The 22,204-nt window shown below is 48.3% G+C and carries 20 protein-coding genes and 3 tRNA genes; 14 read left to right on the forward strand and 9 right to left on the reverse strand.

Annotated features, from left to right (window positions below; genetic code table 11):
- The first annotated feature begins 20 nt into the window (after nucleotides 1-20).
- The 3 genes from ACOJUN_RS15790 to sbcB all read left to right on the forward strand — a co-directional run bounded on the left by ACOJUN_RS15790 (nucleotide 21) and on the right by sbcB (nucleotide 2,549).
- Complete coding sequence (locus tag ACOJUN_RS15790; RefSeq protein WP_422132897.1) at nucleotides 21-389, forward strand: PilZ domain-containing protein; 369 nt, start codon at nucleotides 21-23, stop codon at nucleotides 387-389.
- 94 nt (nucleotides 390-483) lie between these two features.
- Entirely contained in the window at nucleotides 484-1,122 is a 639-nt protein-coding gene (locus tag ACOJUN_RS15795; RefSeq protein ID WP_422132898.1) for a YigZ family protein, read from the forward strand.
- A 2-nt stretch (nucleotides 1,123-1,124) separates the two neighbouring features.
- Nucleotides 1,125-2,549 carry an exodeoxyribonuclease I gene (gene sbcB / locus ACOJUN_RS15800; RefSeq protein ID WP_422132899.1) on the forward strand — a complete coding sequence of 475 codons (1,425 nt, stop codon included), beginning with the start codon at nucleotides 1,125-1,127 and terminating at the stop codon, nucleotides 2,547-2,549.
- A gap of 6 nt (nucleotides 2,550-2,555) precedes the next feature.
- Here sbcB and ACOJUN_RS15805 read toward each other — a convergent pair whose 3' ends face one another.
- The 3 genes from ACOJUN_RS15805 to aspA form a co-directional block, all read right to left on the reverse strand.
- Nucleotides 2,556-3,062, reverse strand: coding sequence for a response regulator (locus ACOJUN_RS15805; RefSeq protein ID WP_422132900.1), 507 nt, complete (start codon nucleotides 3,060-3,062; stop codon nucleotides 2,556-2,558).
- A gap of 450 nt (nucleotides 3,063-3,512) precedes the next feature.
- Nucleotides 3,513-4,166: a response regulator transcription factor gene (locus ACOJUN_RS15810; RefSeq protein ID WP_317142683.1), complete on the reverse strand. Its 654-nt coding sequence runs from the start codon at nucleotides 4,164-4,166 to the stop codon at nucleotides 3,513-3,515.
- A gap of 626 nt (nucleotides 4,167-4,792) precedes the next feature.
- Nucleotides 4,793-6,229: an aspartate ammonia-lyase gene (gene aspA / locus ACOJUN_RS15815; RefSeq protein WP_422132901.1), complete on the reverse strand. Its 1,437-nt coding sequence runs from the start codon at nucleotides 6,227-6,229 to the stop codon at nucleotides 4,793-4,795.
- Nucleotides 6,230-6,622: 393 nt separating this feature from the next.
- Between aspA and ACOJUN_RS15820 the strand changes: the two genes are divergently transcribed.
- Nucleotides 6,623-8,950, forward strand: a complete 2,328-nt coding sequence (locus tag ACOJUN_RS15820) for an inositol phosphate phosphatase SopB (RefSeq protein ID WP_422132902.1) — start codon at nucleotides 6,623-6,625, stop codon at nucleotides 8,948-8,950.
- A 74-nt stretch (nucleotides 8,951-9,024) separates the two neighbouring features.
- A complete protein-coding gene (locus ACOJUN_RS15825) occupies nucleotides 9,025-9,495 on the forward strand; it encodes a glycine zipper 2TM domain-containing protein (RefSeq protein WP_422132903.1) in 471 nt (156 codons plus the stop codon).
- Nucleotides 9,496-9,512: 17 nt separating this feature from the next.
- Here ACOJUN_RS15825 and ACOJUN_RS15830 read toward each other — a convergent pair whose 3' ends face one another.
- The 4 genes from ACOJUN_RS15830 to ACOJUN_RS15845 are packed head-to-tail and all read right to left on the reverse strand — an operon-like array spanning nucleotide 9,513 to nucleotide 13,210.
- Nucleotides 9,513-11,105 (reverse strand): glycosyltransferase family 39 protein, encoded by a 1,593-nt coding sequence (locus ACOJUN_RS15830; RefSeq protein ID WP_422132904.1) that lies wholly within the window; start codon nucleotides 11,103-11,105, stop codon nucleotides 9,513-9,515.
- Nucleotides 11,087-11,893, reverse strand: coding sequence for a ChbG/HpnK family deacetylase (locus tag ACOJUN_RS15835; protein WP_422132905.1), 807 nt, complete (start codon nucleotides 11,891-11,893; stop codon nucleotides 11,087-11,089). The genes ACOJUN_RS15830 and ACOJUN_RS15835 overlap by 19 nt, the downstream gene beginning before the upstream one ends.
- Complete coding sequence (locus ACOJUN_RS15840) at nucleotides 11,890-12,258, reverse strand: GtrA family protein (RefSeq protein ID WP_422132906.1); 369 nt, start codon at nucleotides 12,256-12,258, stop codon at nucleotides 11,890-11,892. The genes ACOJUN_RS15835 and ACOJUN_RS15840 overlap by 4 nt, the downstream gene beginning before the upstream one ends.
- On the reverse strand, nucleotides 12,245-13,210 hold the full coding sequence (locus ACOJUN_RS15845; RefSeq protein ID WP_422132907.1) for a glycosyltransferase family 2 protein: 966 nt from the start codon (nucleotides 13,208-13,210) through the stop codon (nucleotides 12,245-12,247). The genes ACOJUN_RS15840 and ACOJUN_RS15845 overlap by 14 nt, the downstream gene beginning before the upstream one ends.
- 463 nt (nucleotides 13,211-13,673) lie before the next feature.
- Here ACOJUN_RS15845 and ACOJUN_RS15850 point away from each other — a divergent pair, with 463 nt between their 5' ends.
- From ACOJUN_RS15850 to ACOJUN_RS15860, 3 genes are all read left to right on the forward strand, one after another.
- The gene (locus ACOJUN_RS15850; protein WP_422132908.1) at nucleotides 13,674-13,991 is read left to right on the forward strand and encodes a hypothetical protein; all 318 of its coding nucleotides are present in this window, start codon (nucleotides 13,674-13,676) and stop codon (nucleotides 13,989-13,991) included.
- A gap of 304 nt (nucleotides 13,992-14,295) precedes the next feature.
- On the forward strand, nucleotides 14,296-15,138 hold the full coding sequence (locus ACOJUN_RS15855) for a sulfurtransferase (protein ID WP_422132909.1): 843 nt from the start codon (nucleotides 14,296-14,298) through the stop codon (nucleotides 15,136-15,138).
- A 98-nt stretch (nucleotides 15,139-15,236) separates the two neighbouring features.
- Nucleotides 15,237-16,157 (forward strand): M14 family metallopeptidase, encoded by a 921-nt coding sequence (locus tag ACOJUN_RS15860; RefSeq protein ID WP_422132910.1) that lies wholly within the window; start codon nucleotides 15,237-15,239, stop codon nucleotides 16,155-16,157.
- Between the two features lie 94 nt (nucleotides 16,158-16,251).
- Here ACOJUN_RS15860 and ACOJUN_RS15865 read toward each other — a convergent pair whose 3' ends face one another.
- Entirely contained in the window at nucleotides 16,252-16,488 is a 237-nt protein-coding gene (locus ACOJUN_RS15865; protein WP_422132911.1) for a hypothetical protein, read from the reverse strand.
- Nucleotides 16,489-16,869: 381 nt separating this feature from the next.
- Here ACOJUN_RS15865 and ACOJUN_RS15870 point away from each other — a divergent pair, with 381 nt between their 5' ends.
- The 6 genes from ACOJUN_RS15870 (at nucleotide 16,870) to ACOJUN_RS15895 (ending at nucleotide 21,440) form a co-directional block, all read left to right on the forward strand.
- Nucleotides 16,870-18,231 (forward strand): class II 3-deoxy-7-phosphoheptulonate synthase, encoded by a 1,362-nt coding sequence (locus ACOJUN_RS15870; RefSeq protein WP_422132912.1) that lies wholly within the window; start codon nucleotides 16,870-16,872, stop codon nucleotides 18,229-18,231.
- Between the two features lie 327 nt (nucleotides 18,232-18,558).
- A tRNA-Pro gene (locus ACOJUN_RS15875) sits at nucleotides 18,559-18,635 on the forward strand.
- Between the two features lie 37 nt (nucleotides 18,636-18,672).
- Nucleotides 18,673-18,749, forward strand: a tRNA-Pro gene (locus ACOJUN_RS15880).
- Between the two features lie 40 nt (nucleotides 18,750-18,789).
- A tRNA-Pro gene (locus ACOJUN_RS15885) sits at nucleotides 18,790-18,866 on the forward strand.
- A gap of 70 nt (nucleotides 18,867-18,936) precedes the next feature.
- Nucleotides 18,937-19,452 (forward strand): peptide deformylase, encoded by a 516-nt coding sequence (gene def / locus ACOJUN_RS15890; protein ID WP_422132913.1) that lies wholly within the window; start codon nucleotides 18,937-18,939, stop codon nucleotides 19,450-19,452.
- 212 nt (nucleotides 19,453-19,664) lie between these two features.
- Nucleotides 19,665-21,440: a hypothetical protein gene (locus tag ACOJUN_RS15895; protein ID WP_422132914.1), complete on the forward strand. Its 1,776-nt coding sequence runs from the start codon at nucleotides 19,665-19,667 to the stop codon at nucleotides 21,438-21,440.
- Here ACOJUN_RS15895 and ACOJUN_RS15900 read toward each other — a convergent pair.
- Nucleotides 21,406-22,197, reverse strand: a complete 792-nt coding sequence (locus ACOJUN_RS15900) for a TatD family hydrolase (protein ID WP_422132915.1) — start codon at nucleotides 22,195-22,197, stop codon at nucleotides 21,406-21,408. The two genes, ACOJUN_RS15895 and ACOJUN_RS15900, sit on opposite strands and share 35 nt — an antisense overlap.
- Between the last annotated feature and the right edge of the window lie 7 nt (nucleotides 22,198-22,204).

Consider the following 22,204-nt stretch of genomic DNA (forward strand, 5'->3'; position numbering starts at 1 on the left):
GCAGTAAAGGAATACAGATTATGTCTATGGTCCCACGCGGCAAGGAGCGTCGCAGCATCAAGCGTCACCAGTTGAATGATTATTTGACCATTTACAACAGGAACACGCTCAAGGAAATGGGAAGTATTGGCAATATCAGCAGCAATGGTCTGATGCTCATCAGTACGGTACCGGTTCTCATTGGTGCGGTTTACAGCATGAGAATTAAGCTGCCTGGTCCGGATGAAGAGAAAAATTATATTGACTTTGATGCCCGGTGTCACTGGTGCAAGCCCGACGTGGGTCCGGAGTTTTTTGATTCTGGCTACAGTATTGTCAGTGCAGGGCATGATATTATTGATCTGGTTGAAGTGCTCAAGGAGTACTTTTCTTTCACTGAGTGCCCATAGATTTAGCGGAAAATAAGGTCAACGATCACTGGGTTGATTGTTATCTGCTTTGTCTTGTGCATTCACATCGCCCTGACTGCAACAAGAGAATTGAATGTCCAGCCAGCCCTCCGGCCGCTATCGGGTGCCAGACCTCTTACCCGAAACCTCTTTTGAGCGGGAAACGGAAGTCAAGCGAAGCCGTTTTATTACTTTCCTGTCCAGAGTGGCCTCAAGAGCCGAAGCACTCTCCTTCCAGCAATCTCTGAGAAAACAGTTTCCTGACGCCTCCCATCATTGTCTGGCTTTTATAGCGGGCCCTCCCGAGGGGAATACCGTCATGGGATTTGATGATGACGGTGAGCCCGGTGGCACGGCTGGCAAGCCCATGCTAAATGTTTTGCAGCATCGTCAAATCGGAGAAGTCGCTGCCGTCGTGGTACGCTACTTTGGTGGTACCAGGTTGGGAGCCGGAGGATTGGTTCGGGCTTATGGCTCATCAGTTCAGGCCGCCGTCGAACAGTTACCTGTGGTTGAATGCGTTCCCATGGTTCGGGGAACCGCAGTGCTGGATTATGCCAGCGAACAGGCTTTTCGACACTGGCTCGAATCTTTGTCAGGACAGATCATTGATTGTGACTATACCGACCAGGTTGTTATCCAGGTTGAATTGCCTGAAGCGAACCGGATGGACTTTGCTTCCAGAATTACTGAATCCCTGAAGGGGAAGATTGCATTAAATTGGCAGGAGTGAACATGCTGAGAAGTTTCTACTGGCACGATTACGAAACCTTTGGCACCGATCCCGCGACGGATTGGCCTTGCCAGTTCGCGGGTATCAGAACTGATGCCGAGTTGAATGAAATCGGGGAGCCTCTCAATATCTTCTGCAAGCTACCCCCAGATCATCTGGCTCATCCCATGGCCTGTCTGGTCACCGGTTTGACACCTCAGGTTGTCAACGAAAGAGGGGTGGCTGAGCCGGAGTTTATTCGTCGGATTCATGCCGAGCTGGTGGAGCCCGGAACCTGTGCCGCAGGTTACAACTCGATTCGCTTTGATGATGAAGTGACTCGTAACAGCCTTTATCGAAACTTTTATGATCCCTATGCCAGGGAGTGGCAGAACGGAAACAGTCGCTGGGATCTCATTGATCTGGTGAGGCTGACCGCTGCTCTGAGGCCCGAAGGTATTGTCTGGCCCAAAAGAGAAGATGGTTTTAACAGTTACAGGCTGGAAGAACTGACCCAGGCAAACGGGATTGATCATGGCGATGCTCATGATGCTTTGTCTGATGTGAGAGCCACCATAGCGATGGCACGTCTGATACGTGACCGACAACCCCGAGTCTTCAACTTTATCTTGAACCTTCGCAATAAGAGAGACGTTTCCCGGCAGTTGAATCTGATGAAAAAAGAGGCTGTTGTCCATGTCTCAGGTATGTTTGGTGCTCAGAGGCACTGTCTTGCTATCGTGATGCCTGTTGCCATACATCCCGTTAATCGCAATGGGGTGGTCGTTTACGACTTGTCTGTTGACCCTGAAGTTCTGATGGACCTGTCGGTGGAAGAGTTACAGGCGCGATTATTCTCACCTGCCAGAGAAGGGCAGGAAAGGATTGCTCTGAAAGTGGTGCATATCAATAAATGCCCGGTGGTAGCTCCTTTGAAGGTACTCAGGCCAGAGGACCAGCAGCGACTGGGGATAGATCTGAATGCGTGCTCAAGGAACAGGGAATGGCTGCTGCAACATCCACAAGTGATGCAGAAAGTTCAGCAGGTATTTGACTCTGCGCCAGAAAACACTTCCAGCGATCCGGATCAGATGCTCTATACCGGTGGTTTTTTCTCTGATGAAGATAAAGAGCGAATGCAGGTGATCAGATCTTCAGAGCCCTATTCTCTGGCCAGACTGGGCTTTTCTTTCGATGATGCGCGATTGGATGATATGTTGTTTCGTTACCGGGCACGACATTATCCAGAGACACTGGATGTCGAGGAGTTGGAAACCTGGGAATCTTATCGAAAGCTGAGACTGTCTGAGGGTGACGACCGGATTCTCGGCTTTGGCTCATTCTGGCAGGCTATGGATGAAGCACAGGGGATGGCTTCCGTCGCACAGCAGGCTCTGCTTGATGAGCTGGCCGGTTACGTCAGGGGGCTGGAATCATCTGTGAGTTGAAATGAATCAAACCGCAGCAGCACCCCCTCCGCCGATCACCTGGTTAAAGTGTTCAGCCAGTCGGCCATAAATAACGGGCTTTTCGATGTAGTCGACTGCGCCTGCCTTAATGGCCGCGACGGCAGTGTGGACATCGTTATGGTGTCCAAGAACGATCACAGGAATATCATATTCAGCTTCGTTCAGGGTCTCCAACAGCTGTATAGCTTCTTTACTTTCTTTTTCATTCTCAGCAATGATGCAGTCAGGCTTTATGGCCTGCATCGCCATCAACAGTTCACTGCTGTTGCTGAAACATTCGAGTAGCATAGACTTCTCATCACACAGGCTGCGGATGGTGTCGGTAACATTTGTATCCTGTTCCAGAAGATACACAGTAGCTTTTGTTGCCAAGCTCATAGGGGCAGCCTTGATGGTCAATTCAATAACAATACTTGTGTCTTTTGCCGAGCCGCCAGCCTCTGCAGGGTAATCGGGTATCCTGCCAGAAAATGGAAACTCTGTTGTACTCATGCTCTGAAAGAATGACCTGCTCTCTTAACACAGGGCATCTACATCCAGCAGAGCGTTATCTGCAATGAAAGAAAAACTTTAGTTGCAATAAAGTAGATGATTTTTCTGAAATGATCGATTTTTTTATTAATAAAGTATTCAGTTACCGCTTGGTAGCCAAAAATAGTCCCAAAAATAGTCTCGTTCATTTAAGAAAAATCGACTTCTGCCCTCAGCTCTCTCATAGCGTATTAGGAGTTTAGGATTAGTCTCAGAATTGCTGAATGGAGGGATGTACTAGACGTTGTACGGGGACTACTTAAAAGGTGGCGCAAGGCTTCGCAGGGAATCCAGAGATAATTGTGAGGAGCAGGGCTGGCGTGTTATGGACTGACAAGACTGTGTGCTGACCACTACCAGGGAGAGATTAATGAACCGGGGCGTCATTCATAAAGGCGCCCCGGATAGAGATCAGACCTTGAAGTAAAATTCACCTTCCAGGTGCTCTTTAACCTGCATAACCTGGCGAACCAGATGGGCCAGGGATTTGGTGCCCATTTTTTCCATCACACGAGAGCGATGGATTTCTACCGTTCTCTGGCTCAGATTGATGTCAGCAGCGATCACCTTGTTCGCCTTACCTTCAACGACATGGTGTAGAACTTCACGCTCACGGTCAGTCAGCGTAGAAAGACGACGAAGGATTTCTTTGTGCTCGAGCAGCTCACGACGTTGTTGCGCATCAAGTTTCAAGGCGTCATTAATCAGGTCCAGAAGCTCCTGATCGCGGAACGGTTTCTGGATAAAGTTCATTGCACCATCCTTGATAGCCTGAACGGCCATAGGTACATCGCCGTGTCCGGTAATAAAAATGATAGGCAGAATGCAGTGCATTTCGTTGAGTTTGCTCTGTAGCTCAAGCCCACTCATTCCCGGCATACGAATGTCCAGTACGATACATCCCGGACGGTTTTCATCGTAGACTTCCAGAAATTCGGCTGGGGAAAAGAAAGCTTCTACTGTCTGTCCAACAGATTTCATCAGCATTTTCAGCGAATCACGAACAGCCTCGTCATCGTCGATGATGAAAACGGTGGGCTCCTGCTTCATATCCTGTTGCTGCATAACGACTCCACTGTAACTGTATAAAAGTTGCCGTAAACGGATTTAATAATCAAACGCCGTCAGGCCGGAGAAAATTTGCGAAGGTAGAACCACGTCATTCATTTTTTTACATGCTTAACGGCTGTGGAATTCGATCTCAGTGTAGCAGAGGTTTGTAACAATGCACTGAAGTAACAACACCTCGAAGTAGCTATGCTCCGCGCAGGCTGTTTCTTGTAACGCCTGTTGTCTCTTTTACAACTTACACTGAGTGGGCTGTTCTGCCTGGATTTTGCTGGACAGCTTTTTGCAAACTACAACCCAGTATACTGAGCTTGGTTATTCGATGTCCGATATTTCCAAGTCGTAATTACGTTTGAATGGTCCAGATAATTTCGCTTTCTACTGGTCGCCTAACGGAATGCGCAATGTTAATGAAAAAATTATACATTCCAAGTGGTATAACTACTGTAAATGTTTATTAAATGTGGGTAAGTAAGCAGAAGGGCAGGTTTTGGGCGGTAAAATCCTTGTTGGTCTTGATTTTTCAACGGATTCCGGGGACAAAGGGCTGATAAAGGAACCGCACCTGCAATAGCGCGGTTCTTCATACACCGGATGTCACTATATACGACTGATTTTAACGATCAGTGTACCTTATTGCTCAGGTCCAGTGGCGCGATCATGTTTTCTGGCTTGAGAATTTCCGCCAGTTGCTCGTCCGTCAGCAAGCCTTCTTCCTTAACCAGATCTACTACACGACGACCGGTCTTCAAGGCAGTTTTGGCAATGCGGCTGGAATTTTCGTAACCCAGGTATGGGTTCAGAGCGGTTACCAGGCCAACAGAGTTGTAGACATAATCCATACAGACGTCCCTGTTAGCTGTAATGCCTTTAACGCAGCGATCAGACAGCATGAACATACCGTTGGTGAGCTGCTGGATGGATTCCAGAATCTTGTAAACCAGTACCGGCTCAGCGTAGTTAAGCTGCAGCTGGGCTGCTTCTGAAGCCATGGTAACGACCAGATCGTTTCCGATAACGTGGAAAGCGATCTGGCTCATGGCCTCAGGAATAACCGGGTTAACTTTGCCCGGCATGATGGAGGAACCTGGCTGCATTTCAGGCAGATTGATGTCATTAAAGCCACACAGAGGACCGGAAGAGAGCAGACGCAGGTCATTACTCATCTTGGACAGCTTGACGGCCATTCGTTTCAGGGCGCTGGAGAAGATAACAAAAGCGCCCATGTCGGAGGTGGCTTCCACCAGGTCACCCGCCAGGATCATATTCTGGCCGGAAATTTCAGACAGGTATTTAACCGCCAGGGGTGCGTAACGGCTGTCTGCAGTGATACCCGTTCCGATGGCAGTACCGCCCAGGTTGACTTCGCACAGTAGCTTGGCCATATCCTTGATACGGTCAATGTCTTCACCGATAGTAGTTGAGAAAGCACGGAATTCCTGACCCAGAGTCATAGGTACAGCATCCTGCAGCTGGGTACGACCCATTTTCAGTACGTCTTTGAACTCTTCAGCTTTAACATCACAGGCATTCTTCAGGCTCTTGGCGGCTACAACCAGTTCGTTGTGTTTCAACACCATGGACAGACGCATAGCCGTTGGATAAACGTCATTGGTAGACTGTGCCATGTTCACGTGGGTGTTTGGGTGCAGGTGCTCATATTGACCACGACGGTAACCCATCAGCTCCAGCGCGCGATTGGCAATCACCTCGTTGGCATTCATATTGGTGGAGGTTCCGGCACCACCCTGAATCATGTCAACGGTGAACTGGTCATGCAGTTTTCCGGCAATAATTTCGTCACAGGCGTCTGCAATGGCATCGGCCTTGGCTGTATCCAGCATTCCCAGATCGCGGTTAGCCAGTGCACAGGCTTTCTTGACCATGGCCAGGGCTTTCGGAATGTTTGAGAAGTGGTTCAGTGTGACACCGGAAATGTTGAAGTTTTCCAGGGCTCGCTGAGTCTGGATGCCATAGTAAGCCTCTTGGGGTACAGGGGCTTCACCCAGCAGATCATGCTCGATGCGGTATTCGTTCAGATCAGTATTATCCAGTGCCATTGATGTATCACCACTAATAAGGAATATCGGCAACAAGAGATGGGGAGTCTGGTTAAGTGCCACCTCAAAATATCAGGGTTAGTCTGTTCCTGCTTAGAGCTTCCGGCAATATGAAATTCTACCTATCAAACTATTACAAATGTCATCATTCAGGGTGTGAATAGCTACCGATGACAGGTTACAGGTTCTGCCTTTGGCTATTCTTCTAATAGGATGTCAAAGGCTTATTGTTAATGCTACTAAATCAAATTCCAGGTCTGTTCTCTAACCCCAGACATGAATGGACACAGATTCGCTCCCGATATGATCAGACAACCCCTGTGGCGGTGCTCAGGGATTTACTGATTCTTTCTTCACTTCCCGGAATTTATCACTGACTGAGGAATCATAGCTATGGATGGCAGCAAACTTCCAGCGGGCTTCCAGCCCACATCGGTTAGCCCTCAAGCGGCAACTCCGGATATCGGGGAAATGCAGGAGGCGAGGCACAGCAGCCGCCAGAACAGGTTCATCAAAGCCATTAAGAATGTTCTGAAAAAGTTGCCGGGACGAGGTAACCGTGCACTTCGCAATATCCCCATAAAGCAGAGACAAATCACTGCATTCAGTCAGCCTGTGCCGAAGATGATGTCTGGCAATATTCGATCTCAGGCTCAGGCAAACGATATTTTCAGAGAGGTTGAAGATGTCTTTGCCAAGGTAAAAATGGGGCAGGGTGACAGTCCTGAAGTTCAGAAGGCCTATCAGCAGGCCAGAAACCAATTCGAAAATGCAGCTATTTCCGTAGCCAAAGATGTTCTCATTGAAGCCAGGCTTCAGTCTGATGGTGGTGAGCTTATTCTGGCAATGAAAGAGTTCATCGAGCAGCATGAGAAAAAGATTCATCAGGACTATGAACCCGTGACAGAAGAGATGGTAGAAGATCTGCGGGGACTTCCAGGTAAGCTCCTCAATGAATTATCTCTGAGGAATGTAGACAGGGAGGTTGCCAGAGAAGTGTTAGAGGTGCATCTGAATGAAAGCAGGGAGTCCCAGACCGTCTCAGATCACAACCAGATACCTCTATCAGATGCTGAAGTGGTCGTTCCCGGAAGTACTCACGATCACAAAGAGTTGTTCAAGTTACAGAAGCTGCAGTTTGATTCAGCCAGAGAAGTTCTGAAGAATGAATCACATTCGGCTCAGAGAGAGGGACGTACAGAGGATGTTGAACGTCTGACCAAGCTCGATCTTCAGCTATTGAATGAGTTGAGAAGACTCCAGCAAACCGTTCAGCTTAAGGGCGATGAACCTGTCAACAGGGAAGAGATGCGCAAGGCCAAAGAATCATATCCGAAAATTCTGCAGGACGCCCTGGTTTCGGCTGGCGTCGATAAGCAAACTGTGGCCAGAGATTTCGAAGAGGCTTTTATCGATCAGTTAAATTTTCGTCCCTGGAAAACGATAGAAAAATCTTTCTCTCAGGCTGGAGTTGAGTTTGCTTCCAGACAGCAACCTGCGGCTGAAATCAAAGTGCCAGAGTCCTTAAGGGGAGAGGTTTCCCGTCTCTATGAAACTGACTATGCAGGGTATGGAGTCAGCGGTATCGATTCGACCAACACGTATCATGCTACTAACCTGAGTCGCAGTGATTTTTCTATTAATAACAGTAATGTCTACACAGGCATAAGACATGGCATTGCCGATCCTTATGGTGTTGACTGGGATCCCGATCTAAAGGCTGAAGGTGGAAAAGTCAAGGCCAGAGAAATCTTACTTTCGGCTCTGGCAACCCGGCCTGATATTTTTGAGCAAGCTCTGATAGCGTCACAGGGAGGGCCAGTCCCAACACTTGCTATGACATCCACTTCCATGGTCACGACAGGCCTGGGTTCCGGAAAAGAGAGAAAAATGCAGAAAGCTCAGAATGAAGCTTTCAAATACTTTACTGACCCTGCTAAACAGCCTGTCACGATGGAACTTCCGGGAGCTGAAGGACAGACCCGGACCATCAAACTTAATTTCAAACAGGCACGCTTTAATATTCCTGTGAACTGGGGAGGGGTTGGAAGCGCCTCTCTGGTAACAGGTGGAAGATCTTTCCAGAAAAAAATGAACGATCCGGCTATGGAAATGCTGGTAGGCAAGCTGGGCAAGGCCGACATCCCCGGCGGTATGGCTGCTGAATTTCTCAATGGCACTTCAAAGAAATGTGAGGAAATCAGGGCGCAGATCAGGGACGCCGAAGAAGTAGGCAACGGGGAAAAAGTGTCTGAACTGAATGCCCGGCTGGACCAGTTAAACAGGGATGATCGATCAGTAAAGGATCTTACCACTCAGATTAAAGCAATCTATGAAAAAGGTAGCCATTATCACCATCATCATGATGCCTATAAGCTGGCTACCAGAGTGGCCCTGTTGACTCACATGGTGGGTGCTGTGCCATTATCCAATTGCAATAGCGGCAAAGACAGAACCGGAATGCTGGATGCCGAAATCAAGTTTCTGGCGGCCAGGATCAACCCGGAAACCGGAGAGGTACCCGAACCGGGACCTATTGTGGATCCTGCTGACAGAGCCTTATTCCAGAAGATTCTTCAGGAGAGCGGAAATCTGGAAGTCCAGGAGCAGAACGTGGGTGTTCGCGGTTATAAAACAGAATGGGTCGATTCGATCAACGAGAGAGTGGGTGATCTTGCCATTCGCGAAGAAATCAGAGGGCTTTCCAAATCAGTGGATTAGTGGGGAATTTTGTCGCCGTAGCACAGTCTAAACTGGACAGGAAACTGGAATTAAACCTAACAGGAGGCATATTTATGAACAATAGGATCAAACAGGCAGGGACCGTCTTGCTGCTTTCTCTCTCTGTGGTTGGCTGTACGACCGATCAGACAGGGACTACTTATTCTGCTTCTGAAGCTCGTCAAATGCAGACAGTCCGGTTTGGCACCGTTGCTGAATCCAGGCTGGTCAAACTCGAAGGCAGCCAGGGTGAGGTCGGCACTCTGGCAGGGGCAGCGGTGGGTGGTATCGCAGCTTCCAGTATTGGTGGTCAGCGCGAAAGTGCTATTGCAGCAGTGGCTGGAGCTGTTGCCGGTGGCGTTTTGGGCAATATGGCCGAGAAGAAAATTACCTCCAAGCAGGGTGTTGAACTAACAGTCAGACTGGATGACGGCTCTTATGTTTCTGTTGTTCAACAGGCTGATCCGGCCGTTAGCTTTGCTGCGGGCGATAAAGTAAAAATCCTTACCCAGGGCACTGCCAGCCGGGTTGTCAAGGTTCAGTGAGAAAAAGGCGGATCGGCTTAATCAATGCCCTCCGCCAGATTACCTGGGGTCATTTGCGGTCTTAAGAGGTAATACTCCACAAACAGTTTAGGCTTATTATCCACCTTCACTTTAGTCACGGGCTCGAATTCAAAGAGCCCTAGAAATTCAGCCTGAGGATAGTTCTTTTCAAGCCTTTGTCTGACTTCCTTTGAATATCGCTTGCCATCCGTCATGACAATGATTCCGCCTTTTTTGCGGAAATCTTCTTCTTTCATCCAGAGGCTTTCTGTCGGATTAAGACCAAAAAATGGAATGGTTTTGTGATTCTGGCTATACGCCAGCAGCTCAGCAACGTGGTAGTGAAGCCCGCCCAGATAAGGGATATAACCTTCGTTTTCAGGGCGATCTTCCTGGTGAAATGCCCACAACTCTTCAGCTTTTAGCATTTGGGCCCTGAGAGGCACGAACTCCACTGAATCCGAGTAATCTTCATCAAAGACAGGTTTGAACAGCAAGTAGCTGCATCTCAATAAAACAAACAATACCCCGGTGAATAAACACCAGAACACCACTTTCTTGAAACGCGGGTAATCGATCAATGGACGAGTCCAGACCAGCACCAGCAGCGGCAGCCAGACAAAGTAGGGGGTAGCCCAGCGGGGTACGAGCTTCTCGCCGGTTACCAGTCCAAACAAGAGTGTACAGGCAAATGGACCTGTCGCTATGGCGATTAGAAAAACTTTTTTGAAACGATCATAAAGGATAGGGAGCCTGGGAGCTCTGAAAAGGGGGATCATCAAAAGAAAGAATACCAGGACATTGCCCAGATTATTCTTGATAAAGTTCAGAGGAAATATCAGATGATCCCAGTGTGTACCGGTTCCATAACGCTCACTTTCAACGTAGTTTTCTCCCAGATAGCTCACTGCTGCAAAGTTGTTGTCCCATAGCCAGTAAAGATGGGGGGAGGCGATAGCCAGTGCGAGAAGCCCACCCAACCATGGGCCAACGGAGGAAAGTGCGAGTCTGCCTTCGTGGGTAATTAAAAGAACAATAAACAGGGGCGCAAACAAAACGGCCACCTGATATTTAGTCAGAATGGCCAGCCCTGACATGACTCCGGTCAGCAGCCAATAAGCCAGGGATTGACGAGTCACTGCAAAATAAAAAGTCAGGGCAAGTAAGGCCCAAATTGGATGCTGAAGCGTGTCCGGTGTCAGTCTTTCTACCCGGTTACTGTAGAAGAGAATGCCTTGTAACAAAAAGACTGCCAGCAGGGCACCAGCCTCGGTCAAATATTCTCTGGCCAGACGCCAGACAGCAACAAAAGCAATCACCACAGTAACCTGGGCAAAGAGATAGACAGGCCAGTCGCTGGTATCACTTAAGTTTGAAAAAAAAGCGGCAGTCCAGGCTGCCAGAGGTGGGTGTTTTTCATACCCCCACTGCCAGAGATTACCCCAGGCGATGCCTTCAAGTGTGTCAGAGTGCAGCGTGTTCCTGACCAACCAGGGGCCCAGGGTCCAGAAAAACAGCTGAAAAAGGCAGATCAGACCGAGCCAGCGAAAAGGGTGCTTAATGACCATGGAAGAGGGTGAAGACTCGGCAATCATTGCTTCATTCTGCACAGATCAACTCCTGTTTGTTGACAGTCGGCTAGAAATTGTTGGCTCGATAAATAATCAAACTCTAACTGTCTGGCTTGAGGGTGATCCAGATTGATGTGGTCGGCAGTTTTACCCGGGTGACACATAATCAGCCCTTTGTCGTATGAATCAGAGAGCCATGCTTTCATCAGGGTGGAATAGTTTTCTTGCGGTTTCAGTGAATAGACGCCAGCAAAGGAAGTATTGGTATTGATACTCTGGTTGAGCAATTCGCAGTTCAGGCTCTTACTGCCAGAACCTTCAATAATGTAGCTTTTCAGGCCACCACCATGACGGATGATGGGTGTAACGCTTCTCACCCAGAAAGAAGGTTCGGGCCTAAAGGTGCGTATTACCGATAACAGGGTTTCACGTACCATGGGCAGGTGGTGTACGTGCTGATGGCCATCAACAAAGTCGGGGGCTCTGCCGGTAGCGTCGATAAAATACTGATATTGTGCCGTGACTTCTTCCAGCAGGGCGGTCCGGTCCAATAAGTGAAGATGGCTCTTGATTAAAACCTCATTCAGGCTGGGGAGCCCGTCTACATAGGCGGAACTGAGGCCATTGCCTTCAGTTAAATTAAGATGCAGGCCAATATCAACCTTTTCCTGAATGGTCGTCAGGTGGCTTGCCTGCTTTATCCAGTCCGGACCAGTGACCAGACAACTGGTGGCCTGAATTCTGCCGAGAATGGCCAGCTCCAGAATAGCTTCCGATACCCCTGGGTGAATCCCGTAATCATCTGCGCACAGTGTTATTCTTTTCATTTAAAGGCCCAGTATTTGCTCAGGGTATAAGTGACCAGGGGAATCGTTGCCAGGACGATAAAGCTGGCCATTAGATAATTCAAACCGGTGTAGGTTAACAGCAGGGTATAAAGCCCCTGATTGAGCACAAAACTGCAGAGCAATTGAACCAACAGGAATTTCAGCAGAGTATTGCGAAGTACATGTTGCTTGTGATTAAAAGTCCACAATGAATGACCCAGGTAACTGACGACAAAGGCCAGAATAAAAGCGGCAGGGTTTGCCAGTAGCGGGTTTACTTGAGTCAGGTCTACCAGAAGCCAGAGTACAAAAAGGTGAACAGCTGCAGCAGTACTGCCAGTTATAATAAACTTAATCGGCTGCATTGCTATCCTTCTGATTCTTGAATCCCAGTTGTCGCTGTATCAAGTATCTGGGGCGTTTTTTTACTTCACAGAAAATACCGGCAACATACTCCCCCAGTAACCAGAGCGACAAAAGCTGAATGCCGCCAATAAAGGTGATGGCGACAATGACCGTGGGCCAGCCCGGCAAGGGGGCGCCAAGAACAAGAGTTCGAAAGATGATAAAGAGTGCGTAAAACACTGAGATGAAAGAAATAATCAGTCCAAGCCCACCGACAATCCTGAGTGGCAAAGTAGTGAATGCTGTAATGCCCGAAAGAGCCAGACTGGTCAGTTTGCCATAGCCCCAGCCGGATTGCCCTGCCAGCCGGTTTCTAACCTGAAAGGGAAGACCGATACTCTTATAACCTACCCAGGCATAGATACCTTTCATAAAGCGACTGCGCTCAGGCATGGCTCTGAGGGCATCGACCACTACCTTATCCAGTAGCCGGAAGTCGCCTGCGTGAGCTGGTACATCAATGCCTGTGCTGGAGTGCATGATTCGGTAGAAAAATTGTGCGCCTTTCTTTTTCAGGAAAGATTCATTTTTCCTGTCCTGACGGACGCCGTATACCATCTGGTAACCCTGTTGCCAGTAATCAACAAAAACAGGGATCATTTCCAGAGGGTGCTGAAAGTCTGCGTCGATCAAAACCACAGCGTCACCGGAGGCAGCATCAATTCCGGCAGTCAGCGCAGTCTCCTTGCCGAAGTTTCTGGATAACTCAATCAGCTTGATCCTCTCGTCATTACAGAAGGATTCGACCAGTTCGACCGTTTTGTCGGTACTGCCATCATCCACCACAATAATTTCAAGATGCTCGGTGATCTCTTCAAGCTGTTTAATCAGTGCTTCCATGAACCGACCAATGACCTGGCTTTCATTGAAAACCGGCACCACACAGCTAAGTAAGAAGTTGTTAGAGGGCATTTTGTCTCCGGCTCGATAATTTATAGGGTCATGAGTTTCGCTTTCCATCCTTGAACAGGGAGCGATATATCGGGCTCATGGCTACATTTAATTGTTATTATTTATCGGCTTGGCACTCTTTACAGTGAGGCTCAATTCACTAAGCTGCAGGAAAAGAACAAGGTTATTCATCAGTAAAATGCTTTTTTTCTTGGTGTTGACAGAGCATTCCTGACTCGCGCTTGTGACCAAAAATTGAGCAAAGTTCTACACCATAGTGGTATGGTGTCTCTGAAAAAGCAAGTTGCGGTCAGAGTTTTAAAGGACTGACTCAGGATTGCGTGAATCCTTGCCCTCATTAGAAGAATCTTTTAGCTGGGGCATTCTGTCAGTTCGGGGCACAGAAGCATGACCAATGTCCTGTCGTCTGATACGGTATAGTCCGGATTTTGAGATCATAAACAGACCCTGTGACGGAGTAGCTATGAGAAAGGAACATCTGATTGCCCTGGTATTTGGCTTTGGGATTCTGGCCGTTGCCGCAGGGCTTTATCTGATGCAACCCGCTGATGAACCTGGGCAGGTAGATAGTAACAATGTGCTTGTTGAGACTCCCTCTGAGCCTGAGGCAGAAACCAGGGCAGCTGAAGACGACGATGATTTCCCGTTGTCCAATAATGGTGATGTAACACGGATTATTATTGATGATGAGGCTGGGGATATCGGTGACATTTTGTCTGAAAAGGTTCTGATCAATGACGAAGTGGTAGACCAGAGCGAACTGGATGAGCTGGATCACTGAGATATAACGATTATTTACCGAGGCTTATTGATTGATTACAAGATTGTGGGAAATATCTTACAAAGTCTGGTGCTTTCTTCCTGCATTCTGCCCTTCAGCAGCTTGATATGTTGAAGGTGCATGGACAGCAAATTCACACGGATGTGAACCCATCATGGACAGTCGGGTAGTAACCCTGAGTCTCCCCTCAGGGTTTTTACTCAGCCCCTGCCTCTGAATTGATCAGCAATAATCCAGAACCTCAGTGAAGTCTTCTTACCGAGATGTTTGAGCATCTCCCTGAAAGTTGGGATGGATTTATAGAATGTCACCCTTCATAGAACCCGAAACCCTGGCAGCCCTGCTAACCGCCCCCGGGGTTGTCGTGCTTGATGCTCGCTTCAGTCTTGCCGACCCCAAACTGGGACAGACTCTTTACCGTCAAGGACATCTCCCCGGTTCTCGATACATCGATCTCGAGAAAGATCTGTCTGCTCCATTGGTTCCCGGGAAAACCGGCAGGCATCCCCTGCCGGAGCCTGAGGTGTTTGCTGAACATTTGAGAACCCTGGGTATCAGCAAAACCACCCATGTGGTTGTTTATGATGACGGTAATCATGCTATGGCTGCCCGAGCATGGTGGCAATTGCGCTGGGTTGGCGTGGAACCTGTTCAGGTTTTGCATGGTGGTTTCAAAAGATGGTCTGCTGGCTGTTATCCTGTAACGACTGAAACGCCTGCTATCACCCCCTCTGACTTTATGGCTGATGTTAATCACGGCATGACAGTCTCTGCCAGTGAGGTTATGGAGCAGTTGCAAAGTCCGGTTTTTCGTTTAATAGATGCCCGTGCTCCTGAGCGTTTTGCCGGAGAATCAGAGCCTCTTGACAGTAAAGCAGGTCATATTCCCGGGGCGATCTGTTATCCATTCACTTCCAATATGGATAATTCAGGTTCTTTTCTTTCCATAGAACAGTTACGAAAACAGTTGGGAGTTCTGATGGTCGATGGACTGGAGCCCGTGTTTTACTGTGGCTCGGGTGTTACTGCCTGTCATAACCTTCTGGCTATGGAATACGCTGGTATGCCAGCTGCCAAACTCTTTCCGGGTTCATGGAGTGAGTGGATTACTGATGACAGCAGGCCGGTAGCAACCGGTTTGCGTTGAACCCTGTGTCTTTTGGACTGGATGTTATCATCACAAGCGGCTATTGACTGAACTCTGTATACTCTGCTCTTTTCAGTGAATGCGTTAAGGGCAGAGAGATGGGCAGCAGTTATAGATTCCCGATTGGCACGCCTGGTCAAGTATGGGGCAAGGAAGAACGTAAAGTCTGGTATGAACAAACCACCATCAAGCGTGAATACCAAAGGGAAGTCGTGCCCAAAATAATGGCTTTGAAAGAGCATTATGATGTTGAGCAGTATGGTGCCCTCTCCTACGATGTTGAGCGTTTTCCTTTGTATGCCATCAGGAGTCGAAACTGGAACACTGACAAGCCCGTTGTTCTGGTGACCGGTGGAGTCCACGGCTATGAAACCAGTGGTGTTCACGGTGCGTTAAAATTTCTGGAAGTTGAGGCTAAAAACTTTGTAAGCCACTTCAATATCCTGGTGGCGCCCTGCATCAGCCCCTGGGGTTATGAAACCATCAATCGCTGGAATCCCAATGCCATTGATCCTAATCGTTCCTTCTACAAAGACAGCCCGGCAGAAGAGTCCACCAACTTGATGAAACTGTTGGCAGGTTTGGAGCAGGAAGTATTGGTTCATATTGATCTGCATGAAACTACGGATACGGATGAAACTGAATTTCGTCCTGCTCTGGCAGCAAGGGATGGCAAAGGCTATGTGGAAGAGGGAATACCGGATGGTTTCTACACAGTGGCTGATACCGAAAACCCTGTTCCCGAATTCCAGAAGGCGGTGATTGATTCCGTCAGACAGGTGACGCACATTGCACCCGCAGACGATCAGGGAAAAATTATTGGCTCCCCGGTGATTCAGGAAGGTGTGATCCACTATCCTATGAAAAAGCTGGGTCTTTGTGGTGGTATAACAGACTGCAGGTTTGGCACCACGACTGAAGTTTATCCGGACAGCCCAAAAGTAACTGACGAAGAGTGCAATGATGCCCAGGTGGCGGCTATTGTCGGCAGTCTCAATTATGTAATGGGTCAGCTCTGACTATGAGCCTGCGTTTCCTGCAGCAGGCAATGACGGCAGGAAACATCAACCGCAAACAAGCTTCAAGACAGCTTCAGATTGACAGGCTACAGGATCACCGGCGCAGCGGCGTCAGCTCGCGAATGTCTTTTTCCATAGCCAGCTTACTGACGACCTGGTTCTGGCTGGTAAAGCCTGAGACAGACATTTTGACTTCGTAGTGGCCTCGCTCCGGAACCAGTTCAGCAGAAAAGTTGCTGATCTTGAGGCCCTCTTCTGCACTGGAGTTCAATACTTTCTCAAGGCTGTCGAGGCTACCTGTCGTGACCAGTCTGAGTTTGAGTTCGCTCACTGTCTTCTCCTTTTTTTCGTGACGCTTTATTTCGCAGTGGCAAAAAAAAAGCCCCCGGACCTTCTCTTGGTGCGGGGGCTGTGTTTTCTGCTTTTAAGCTATCCACGACAGACCCCGCGACACATAATAATGCCGCGTTTCATAATGGTTTTGGTCATGGATCGTGTGGAATTCATGGTCGCTAATGCACCAGGCTAAATTTCAGTGCACTGTATACCAAATTTTTCAATTGTGTGTAAAGGCTTTTTGTTGAAAGGCTGAAAGTAAAAAACAGGCTATTCTTTTTGATACAAGTTCGATAGAGATTGGGCTTTGTCCAGTGATTTCATGTAAAATGGCCTGTTATGTTCATGAAGAAATACGACGCCCCGAGAGGAGTAAATGAAACAATGGCAAGTTGATAGCTGGAGAGAAATGCCTGTCATCCAGCTGCCGGAATACCCCGATCAAGATCATCTTAAACAGGTGGAGCAACAGTTACACCGCATGCCGCCGCTGGTCTTTGCCGGTGAGGTAAGAGCGTTGCGACAGAAGTTGACGGCTGCTACCGAGGGCAAAGCGTTTCTATTGCAGGGTGGTGACTGTGCCGAGAGCTTTCTGGAGTTCTCAGCAGATAATATTCGGGATACCTTCAAGGTCCTGATGCAGATGGCCGTCGTGCTGACATTTGGCGCCAGTTGTCCTGTCATCAAGGTAGGCAGGATGGCTGGCCAATTTGCCAAGCCCCGTTCGTCTGGTACCGAAGTCATAGAAGGTGTTGAGCTGCCGATTTATCGCGGCGACATCATTAATGCTATGGACGCCACAGTAGAATCCAGAATTCCTGACCCCGAGAGAATGCTTAAGGCCTATCATCAGGCGTCATCGACTCTGAACCTGCTCAGGGCTTTTGCCCAGGGCGGGCTTGCGTCTCTGGAGCAGGTTCACGCCTGGAATCTGGATTTTGTCGCCAGCAGTCCACAGTCTGAGCAGTACAGTCATCTGGCTGATCGAATTGATGAAGCACTTGATTTCATGAGGGCCTGCGGTATTTCTTCCGAGCATTCCAGGGTGATCAGTGAAACGGACTTCTACACCTCCCATGAAGCTCTTTTGCTGCCTTATGAGCAGGCCATGACCCGTCAGGACAGTCTTTCCGGTCACTGGTACGACTGCTCGGCACACATGCTCTGGGTAGGCGACAGAACTCGTCAGGTTGAGGGGGGACACGTTGAATTCGTTCGGGGTATTAGCAACCCGATTGGTCTGAAGGCGGGTCCAACCATGCCTCCTGAAGATCTGATTCGCCTGATTGATCTGATCAGCCCGGACAACGAAGCTGGTCGCCTGAATGTGATTGTGCGCATGGGCGCAGACAATGTTGAAAAACACCTGCCAGAACTGATTCGTGCTGTCGAGAGGGAAGGGCGTCAGGTGTTGTGGAGCTGTGATCCGATGCACGGCAACACATTCAAGGCCTCCAACGGTTATAAGACGCGTGAGGTCAGCCGAATTCTGCGTGAGGTGAAACAGTTCTTTGCGGTTCACCAGGCAGAAGGAACCTATGCGGGTGGTGTTCACTTTGAAATGACCGGTCAGAAGGTAACCGAGTGCATTGGTGGTTCCCGTGCCGTAACCGAAGACTCTCTGGGTAATCGCTATCATACTCACTGTGATCCAAGACTGAATGCTGATCAGGCGCTGGAACTTGCTTTCATGATTTCCGACACTCTGAAAGACTGTCGAAAACTGCGTGAAAGATGACCACGATGATGCAGTTGGACAGGATCCTTCGAGGGGGTAGTGAATGGCATTGTTACTGCTCAACTCAGCACTGAGGAATTGGAGTTGATAATATCTTTACAGGGCATCTATGCTTCGGAAGGAAATTTTCCCAGTCTGACTAAAAAAATAACCATGAGCGAAAAAACATTTTACATTAAAAAAAGGTCCTTCCTGTGCAAGTTCTTGGTTGTCTGTTTTTTAGCTGGTTGAAGTTTTGTGGCAAATACTTTTGTCAAAGGCGAATCATTTTGGTAGATTAGCCGCCGTTCCGTGGCGAGGCCTCAAAAGCCTGTCACGAGATAGAGACGGGGTATAGCGCAGTCTGGTAGCGCGCCTGCTTTGGGAGCAGGATGTCGGGAGTTCGAATCTCTCTACCCCGACCAGTTTCTTGCAGAAGTAACCTGACTTCTGGACAGAACACGGGGTATAGCGCAGTCTGGTAGCGCGCCTGCTTTGGGAGCAGGATGTCGGGAGTTCGAATCTCTCTACCCCGACCAAATTCTTGCAGAAATTTCACGGTTTCTGGTCAAAACGCATCGGGGTATAGCGCAGTCTGGTAGCGCGCCTGCTTTGGGAGCAGGATGTCGGGAGTTCGAATCTCTCTACCCCGACCATTTTTTCCTCCTTTTTTTCTGTCTATAGTTGTTGTGTAACAACCAACAAAATATTCACAGAAGAAACTCCATGGCGATTTTAAAACTGGTTCCGGAATCCAATCCTACTTTAAGAACTCCCACTACCCCTGTTACTGACTTTGGTCCGGGTTTTCAGAAAATCGTGGATGATATGTTCGAAACTATGTATGCCGTTAACGGTGCCGGGCTGGCTGCTACACAAGTTGGTCTGGGGATGAGAGTGGCGGTAATTGATGTCACGCGTGATAAAAGTCAGCCTCTGGTCATTGTAAATCCTGAGATTATTGAAAAGTCGGGTGAACAGAAAATGGAGATGGGCTGTCTTTCACTGCCGGGCTGCTGGGCAGCAGTTAAGCGGGCAGGCTGGGTCAAAGTCAGGGCTCAGGATCGTCATGGTGAATTTTTCGAGATGGAAGGTGAGGGTATCCTTTCAGAAGCTTTTCAGCATGAAATCGACCATCTGGACGGTGTATTATTTATTGACAAACTCTCGGCTCTGAAGCAAAAAATGGTACGTCAAAGAGCACGTAAGGCGCTGAAGAAGCATGAAAGAGGTAATAAATAAGGCCGCAGACAGATTTGAATCCAACATGTTTTTGACTCTTGATCCTATAGAAGGTTTGTAGGCTGGAAAATAGAAGTGTTTTCATAGTAAACCGAGCCTTGTTCATTTCAGAGTGCATTTATTAATAAACTAAAAGCAGCTTCCTTTCGGCAGAATGAATCGCTTTAGTCTACTTTAGATAAGGTCGTGTTTATTGGCTTGGAGTTACTGTTTTGCTCATTAAAAAAATAAAGGAGTTTGCTCGAACGGGACGTCGTTCATTATTTATAGCTTTTATTGTTTCTATCCCCTGGACTACTGCTGAAGGATCAAACGGCTTGATTGTTCAAGCTCTGGCGATAAACGCTTTTCTTGATTATCTCTATAATCTGCAACAGGGTAATCTGGAAGGAGAAAATGATTCTTCCAGACCTTTTACTATTGGTCTGGATGGGCCTTCCGGAGCCGGTAAGTCTACTTTTCTTGATCAATTTACTCAGGAGCTTCGAACTTCTTCGGCACTTTATCAACGATCACATTCGGAGCTGTCAGGCAGGGTCTGCAGTCTGGAGACACTGGGGATTGATACCTTTCTTCATTCCCGTGCCGACCGACGTGAAATGTTCAGCCATCTGGGCGATGGCGCGTCAGGGAACAACAATGGTGAGGAGTATCGGGCAGAGCTTAGAGATAGCTGTCTGGCAGCGATAGCCCGGGGGGATTCTTTTCGGTATGCCCCTTATTGTCGCCATCTGGAAGGTCAGCTGGGTCCTGAAGAAGCCCGGCGTATCACCTGCGATATTCTTATTATCGAAGGTACTCATGTGAATGATCCGGGGGCTCGGGCTTCCATTGATCACGCCCTGTTTCTCGACAGTGATGATAATTTAATTACCTGGAATATGTGGAAACGGAACTATCTTCTGGGTAATCGAACGAAAAAAGAATTATTTGCAATCTTGCAGGTTTTGTTTGAGCAGTTTAAAACCTGGAGAAGAAGAAATGCTGACCTATCGGACATTCATTTTTATTGGCATACGAATAACGAAGTTCCTGAACTGACAGAAGAAACTATTGATTCAGAGCTGCCAGATCTGGCTCGACAGTTGCGACTTCATCATTTTAACTCAGGCTATGCCCTGACACGTCTTTTTCAACAGAATTCATTAGATTCGGAAGTATTAAGCAGTCGTATGCGTCATCACTTCCAACCTTTCATGTCCAGTAGAAGTCTTGTGGCGATGGAACATGAAAGCTTTCTTTCGTTTGCTAGAATGTTGTTGGAACCATTAAGGCTGACTCTTCACGAGGTCCATCATGGCAATGAGTGTTTATTTGTTTCACTGAACGCTATTCTGCCAAACGATTATTTGAATCGGGAGCGTGTCATTGTCCTGTTGAGACAGTTATGGAAAACCTGGGAGCAGAATAATCTGACTGATGCCCAGAGAAGGCTTTTAAGCTGGATTGCTGCAGATATTGAAGCTGAAGCTGATTTTCTCTCAGAAGGGAATCTGGGCGGACTTCCTACTATTTTGATGACCTGGGCAGCCCTGCTGGGGTCGGATCATCCACCTGATAAACCTTTGTATCTTATGATCCGGTTGGGCGGTGTTATACAGGTCTGGAGCCTTAATCTGGACGGCACCATCAGTGAATTGGATGCTGTTCCTGAAGTTGAGCCGGTGCTGATCTACGATGGTGTTAATCGCTGGATGTTTGCAACGTCCGAACAGAATATCCTGAATAATGTGCCCGGTGTGCTTCCAACGACGCTCTCCACTGATGGTGGTACTTTTAATGATGATGGAGGTCATGACGATGACTCAGGCTTCTATTCTTCTTCCAGTTCCAGTTCATCTTCTTCCCTGTCATCACTCTTGAGCTCATCGGGCGGTCCTATCCGCCAGATTGATGACATGGTGATTGGGGGTAATTTAACCGAACCTGAGCCTGAGCCGTTGTCCAGTTATATTATTTCGCCAGGATTGATAATGCATTCTCGGTAGTAGCCTGTGCGATCTCTTTTGTAGAGCTGGAACGTAATTGTGCCAGATGCTCAAGGACAACAGGTAATAGGGTGGGAGTGTTCCTTTGACCCTGATAGCCTGACATCGGCATGTCCGGGGCATCGGTTTCCAGAACAATACTACTCAGGGGTAACGAGGTGGCCAGCTGGCGTGTTTTTCTGGCCCTCTGGTAGGTAATTGTACCGCCAAACCCCAGTTTGAAGCCCAGTTCAATATACTGTCGGGCCTGTTGTTCACTGCCAGAAAAAGCATGTACGATGCCACCTTTCTCCGGTTTAATTTGCCGGATTTCTTTAAGGATTTCATCGTGTGCTTTCCTGCAGTGCAGAATGACAGGTAGCTTAAATTGATCGGCAAGCTCAAGCTGCCTGATAAAATAGTAGTGCTGTTGCTGACGGTCCGAGTTGGTCAGCGAGTAGTCCAGGCCTATCTCACCCACAGCACAAACCGTCTCGGAATGACGTTCCAGGAATACTTTCAATTCATCAAGGTGTTGAGGTCTGTGGCTTTTCAGAAAATAAGGATGTAGTCCGAGTGAGACAAAGCGTCGCACAGAATCGGGCAAATCATTCACTTGTTTCAGAACTCTGGGCCAGTAACGCGCTTCCGTTGCCGGGATGCAGATTGAGCGGACACCTGCGAGCCAGCATTGTTCAAGGGTTTCATCCCGGTCCTGGTCGAACTCGGGAAAGTCCAGGTGACAATGGCTGTCAAACAATTCTGGTATAGGGGACATAATGTTC

Source organism: Endozoicomonas sp. ALD040, from assembly GCF_049275945.1.
GTDB lineage: Bacteria > Pseudomonadota > Gammaproteobacteria > Pseudomonadales > Endozoicomonadaceae > Endozoicomonas_A.

Coding starts and splice junctions, on each gene's coding strand:
- ACOJUN_RS15850 (WP_422132908.1), top strand. CDS start 13,674: ATGAGAAAGGAACATCTGATTGCCCTGGTATTTGGCTTTGGGATTCTG.
- def (WP_422132913.1), top strand. CDS start 18,937: ATGGCGATTTTAAAACTGGTTCCGGAATCCAATCCTACTTTAAGAACT.
- ACOJUN_RS15825 (WP_422132903.1), top strand. CDS start 9,025: ATGAACAATAGGATCAAACAGGCAGGGACCGTCTTGCTGCTTTCTCTC.
- ACOJUN_RS15835 (WP_422132905.1), bottom strand. CDS start 11,893: ATGAAAAGAATAACACTGTGCGCAGATGATTACGGGATTCACCCAGGG.
- ACOJUN_RS15855 (WP_422132909.1), top strand. CDS start 14,296: ATGTCACCCTTCATAGAACCCGAAACCCTGGCAGCCCTGCTAACCGCC.
- ACOJUN_RS15810 (WP_317142683.1), bottom strand. CDS start 4,166: ATGCAGCAACAGGATATGAAGCAGGAGCCCACCGTTTTCATCATCGAC.
- ACOJUN_RS15840 (WP_422132906.1), bottom strand. CDS start 12,258: ATGCAGCCGATTAAGTTTATTATAACTGGCAGTACTGCTGCAGCTGTT.
- ACOJUN_RS15860 (WP_422132910.1), top strand. CDS start 15,237: ATGGGCAGCAGTTATAGATTCCCGATTGGCACGCCTGGTCAAGTATGG.
- ACOJUN_RS15820 (WP_422132902.1), top strand. CDS start 6,623: ATGGATGGCAGCAAACTTCCAGCGGGCTTCCAGCCCACATCGGTTAGC.
- ACOJUN_RS15845 (WP_422132907.1), bottom strand. CDS start 13,210: ATGCCCTCTAACAACTTCTTACTTAGCTGTGTGGTGCCGGTTTTCAAT.
- ACOJUN_RS15790 (WP_422132897.1), top strand. CDS start 21: ATGTCTATGGTCCCACGCGGCAAGGAGCGTCGCAGCATCAAGCGTCAC.
- ACOJUN_RS15900 (WP_422132915.1), bottom strand. CDS start 22,197: ATGTCCCCTATACCAGAATTGTTTGACAGCCATTGTCACCTGGACTTT.
- ACOJUN_RS15795 (WP_422132898.1), top strand. CDS start 484: ATGTCCAGCCAGCCCTCCGGCCGCTATCGGGTGCCAGACCTCTTACCC.
- ACOJUN_RS15805 (WP_422132900.1), bottom strand. CDS start 3,062: ATGAGTACAACAGAGTTTCCATTTTCTGGCAGGATACCCGATTACCCT.
- ACOJUN_RS15870 (WP_422132912.1), top strand. CDS start 16,870: ATGAAACAATGGCAAGTTGATAGCTGGAGAGAAATGCCTGTCATCCAG.
- sbcB (WP_422132899.1), top strand. CDS start 1,125: ATGCTGAGAAGTTTCTACTGGCACGATTACGAAACCTTTGGCACCGAT.
- aspA (WP_422132901.1), bottom strand. CDS start 6,229: ATGGCACTGGATAATACTGATCTGAACGAATACCGCATCGAGCATGAT.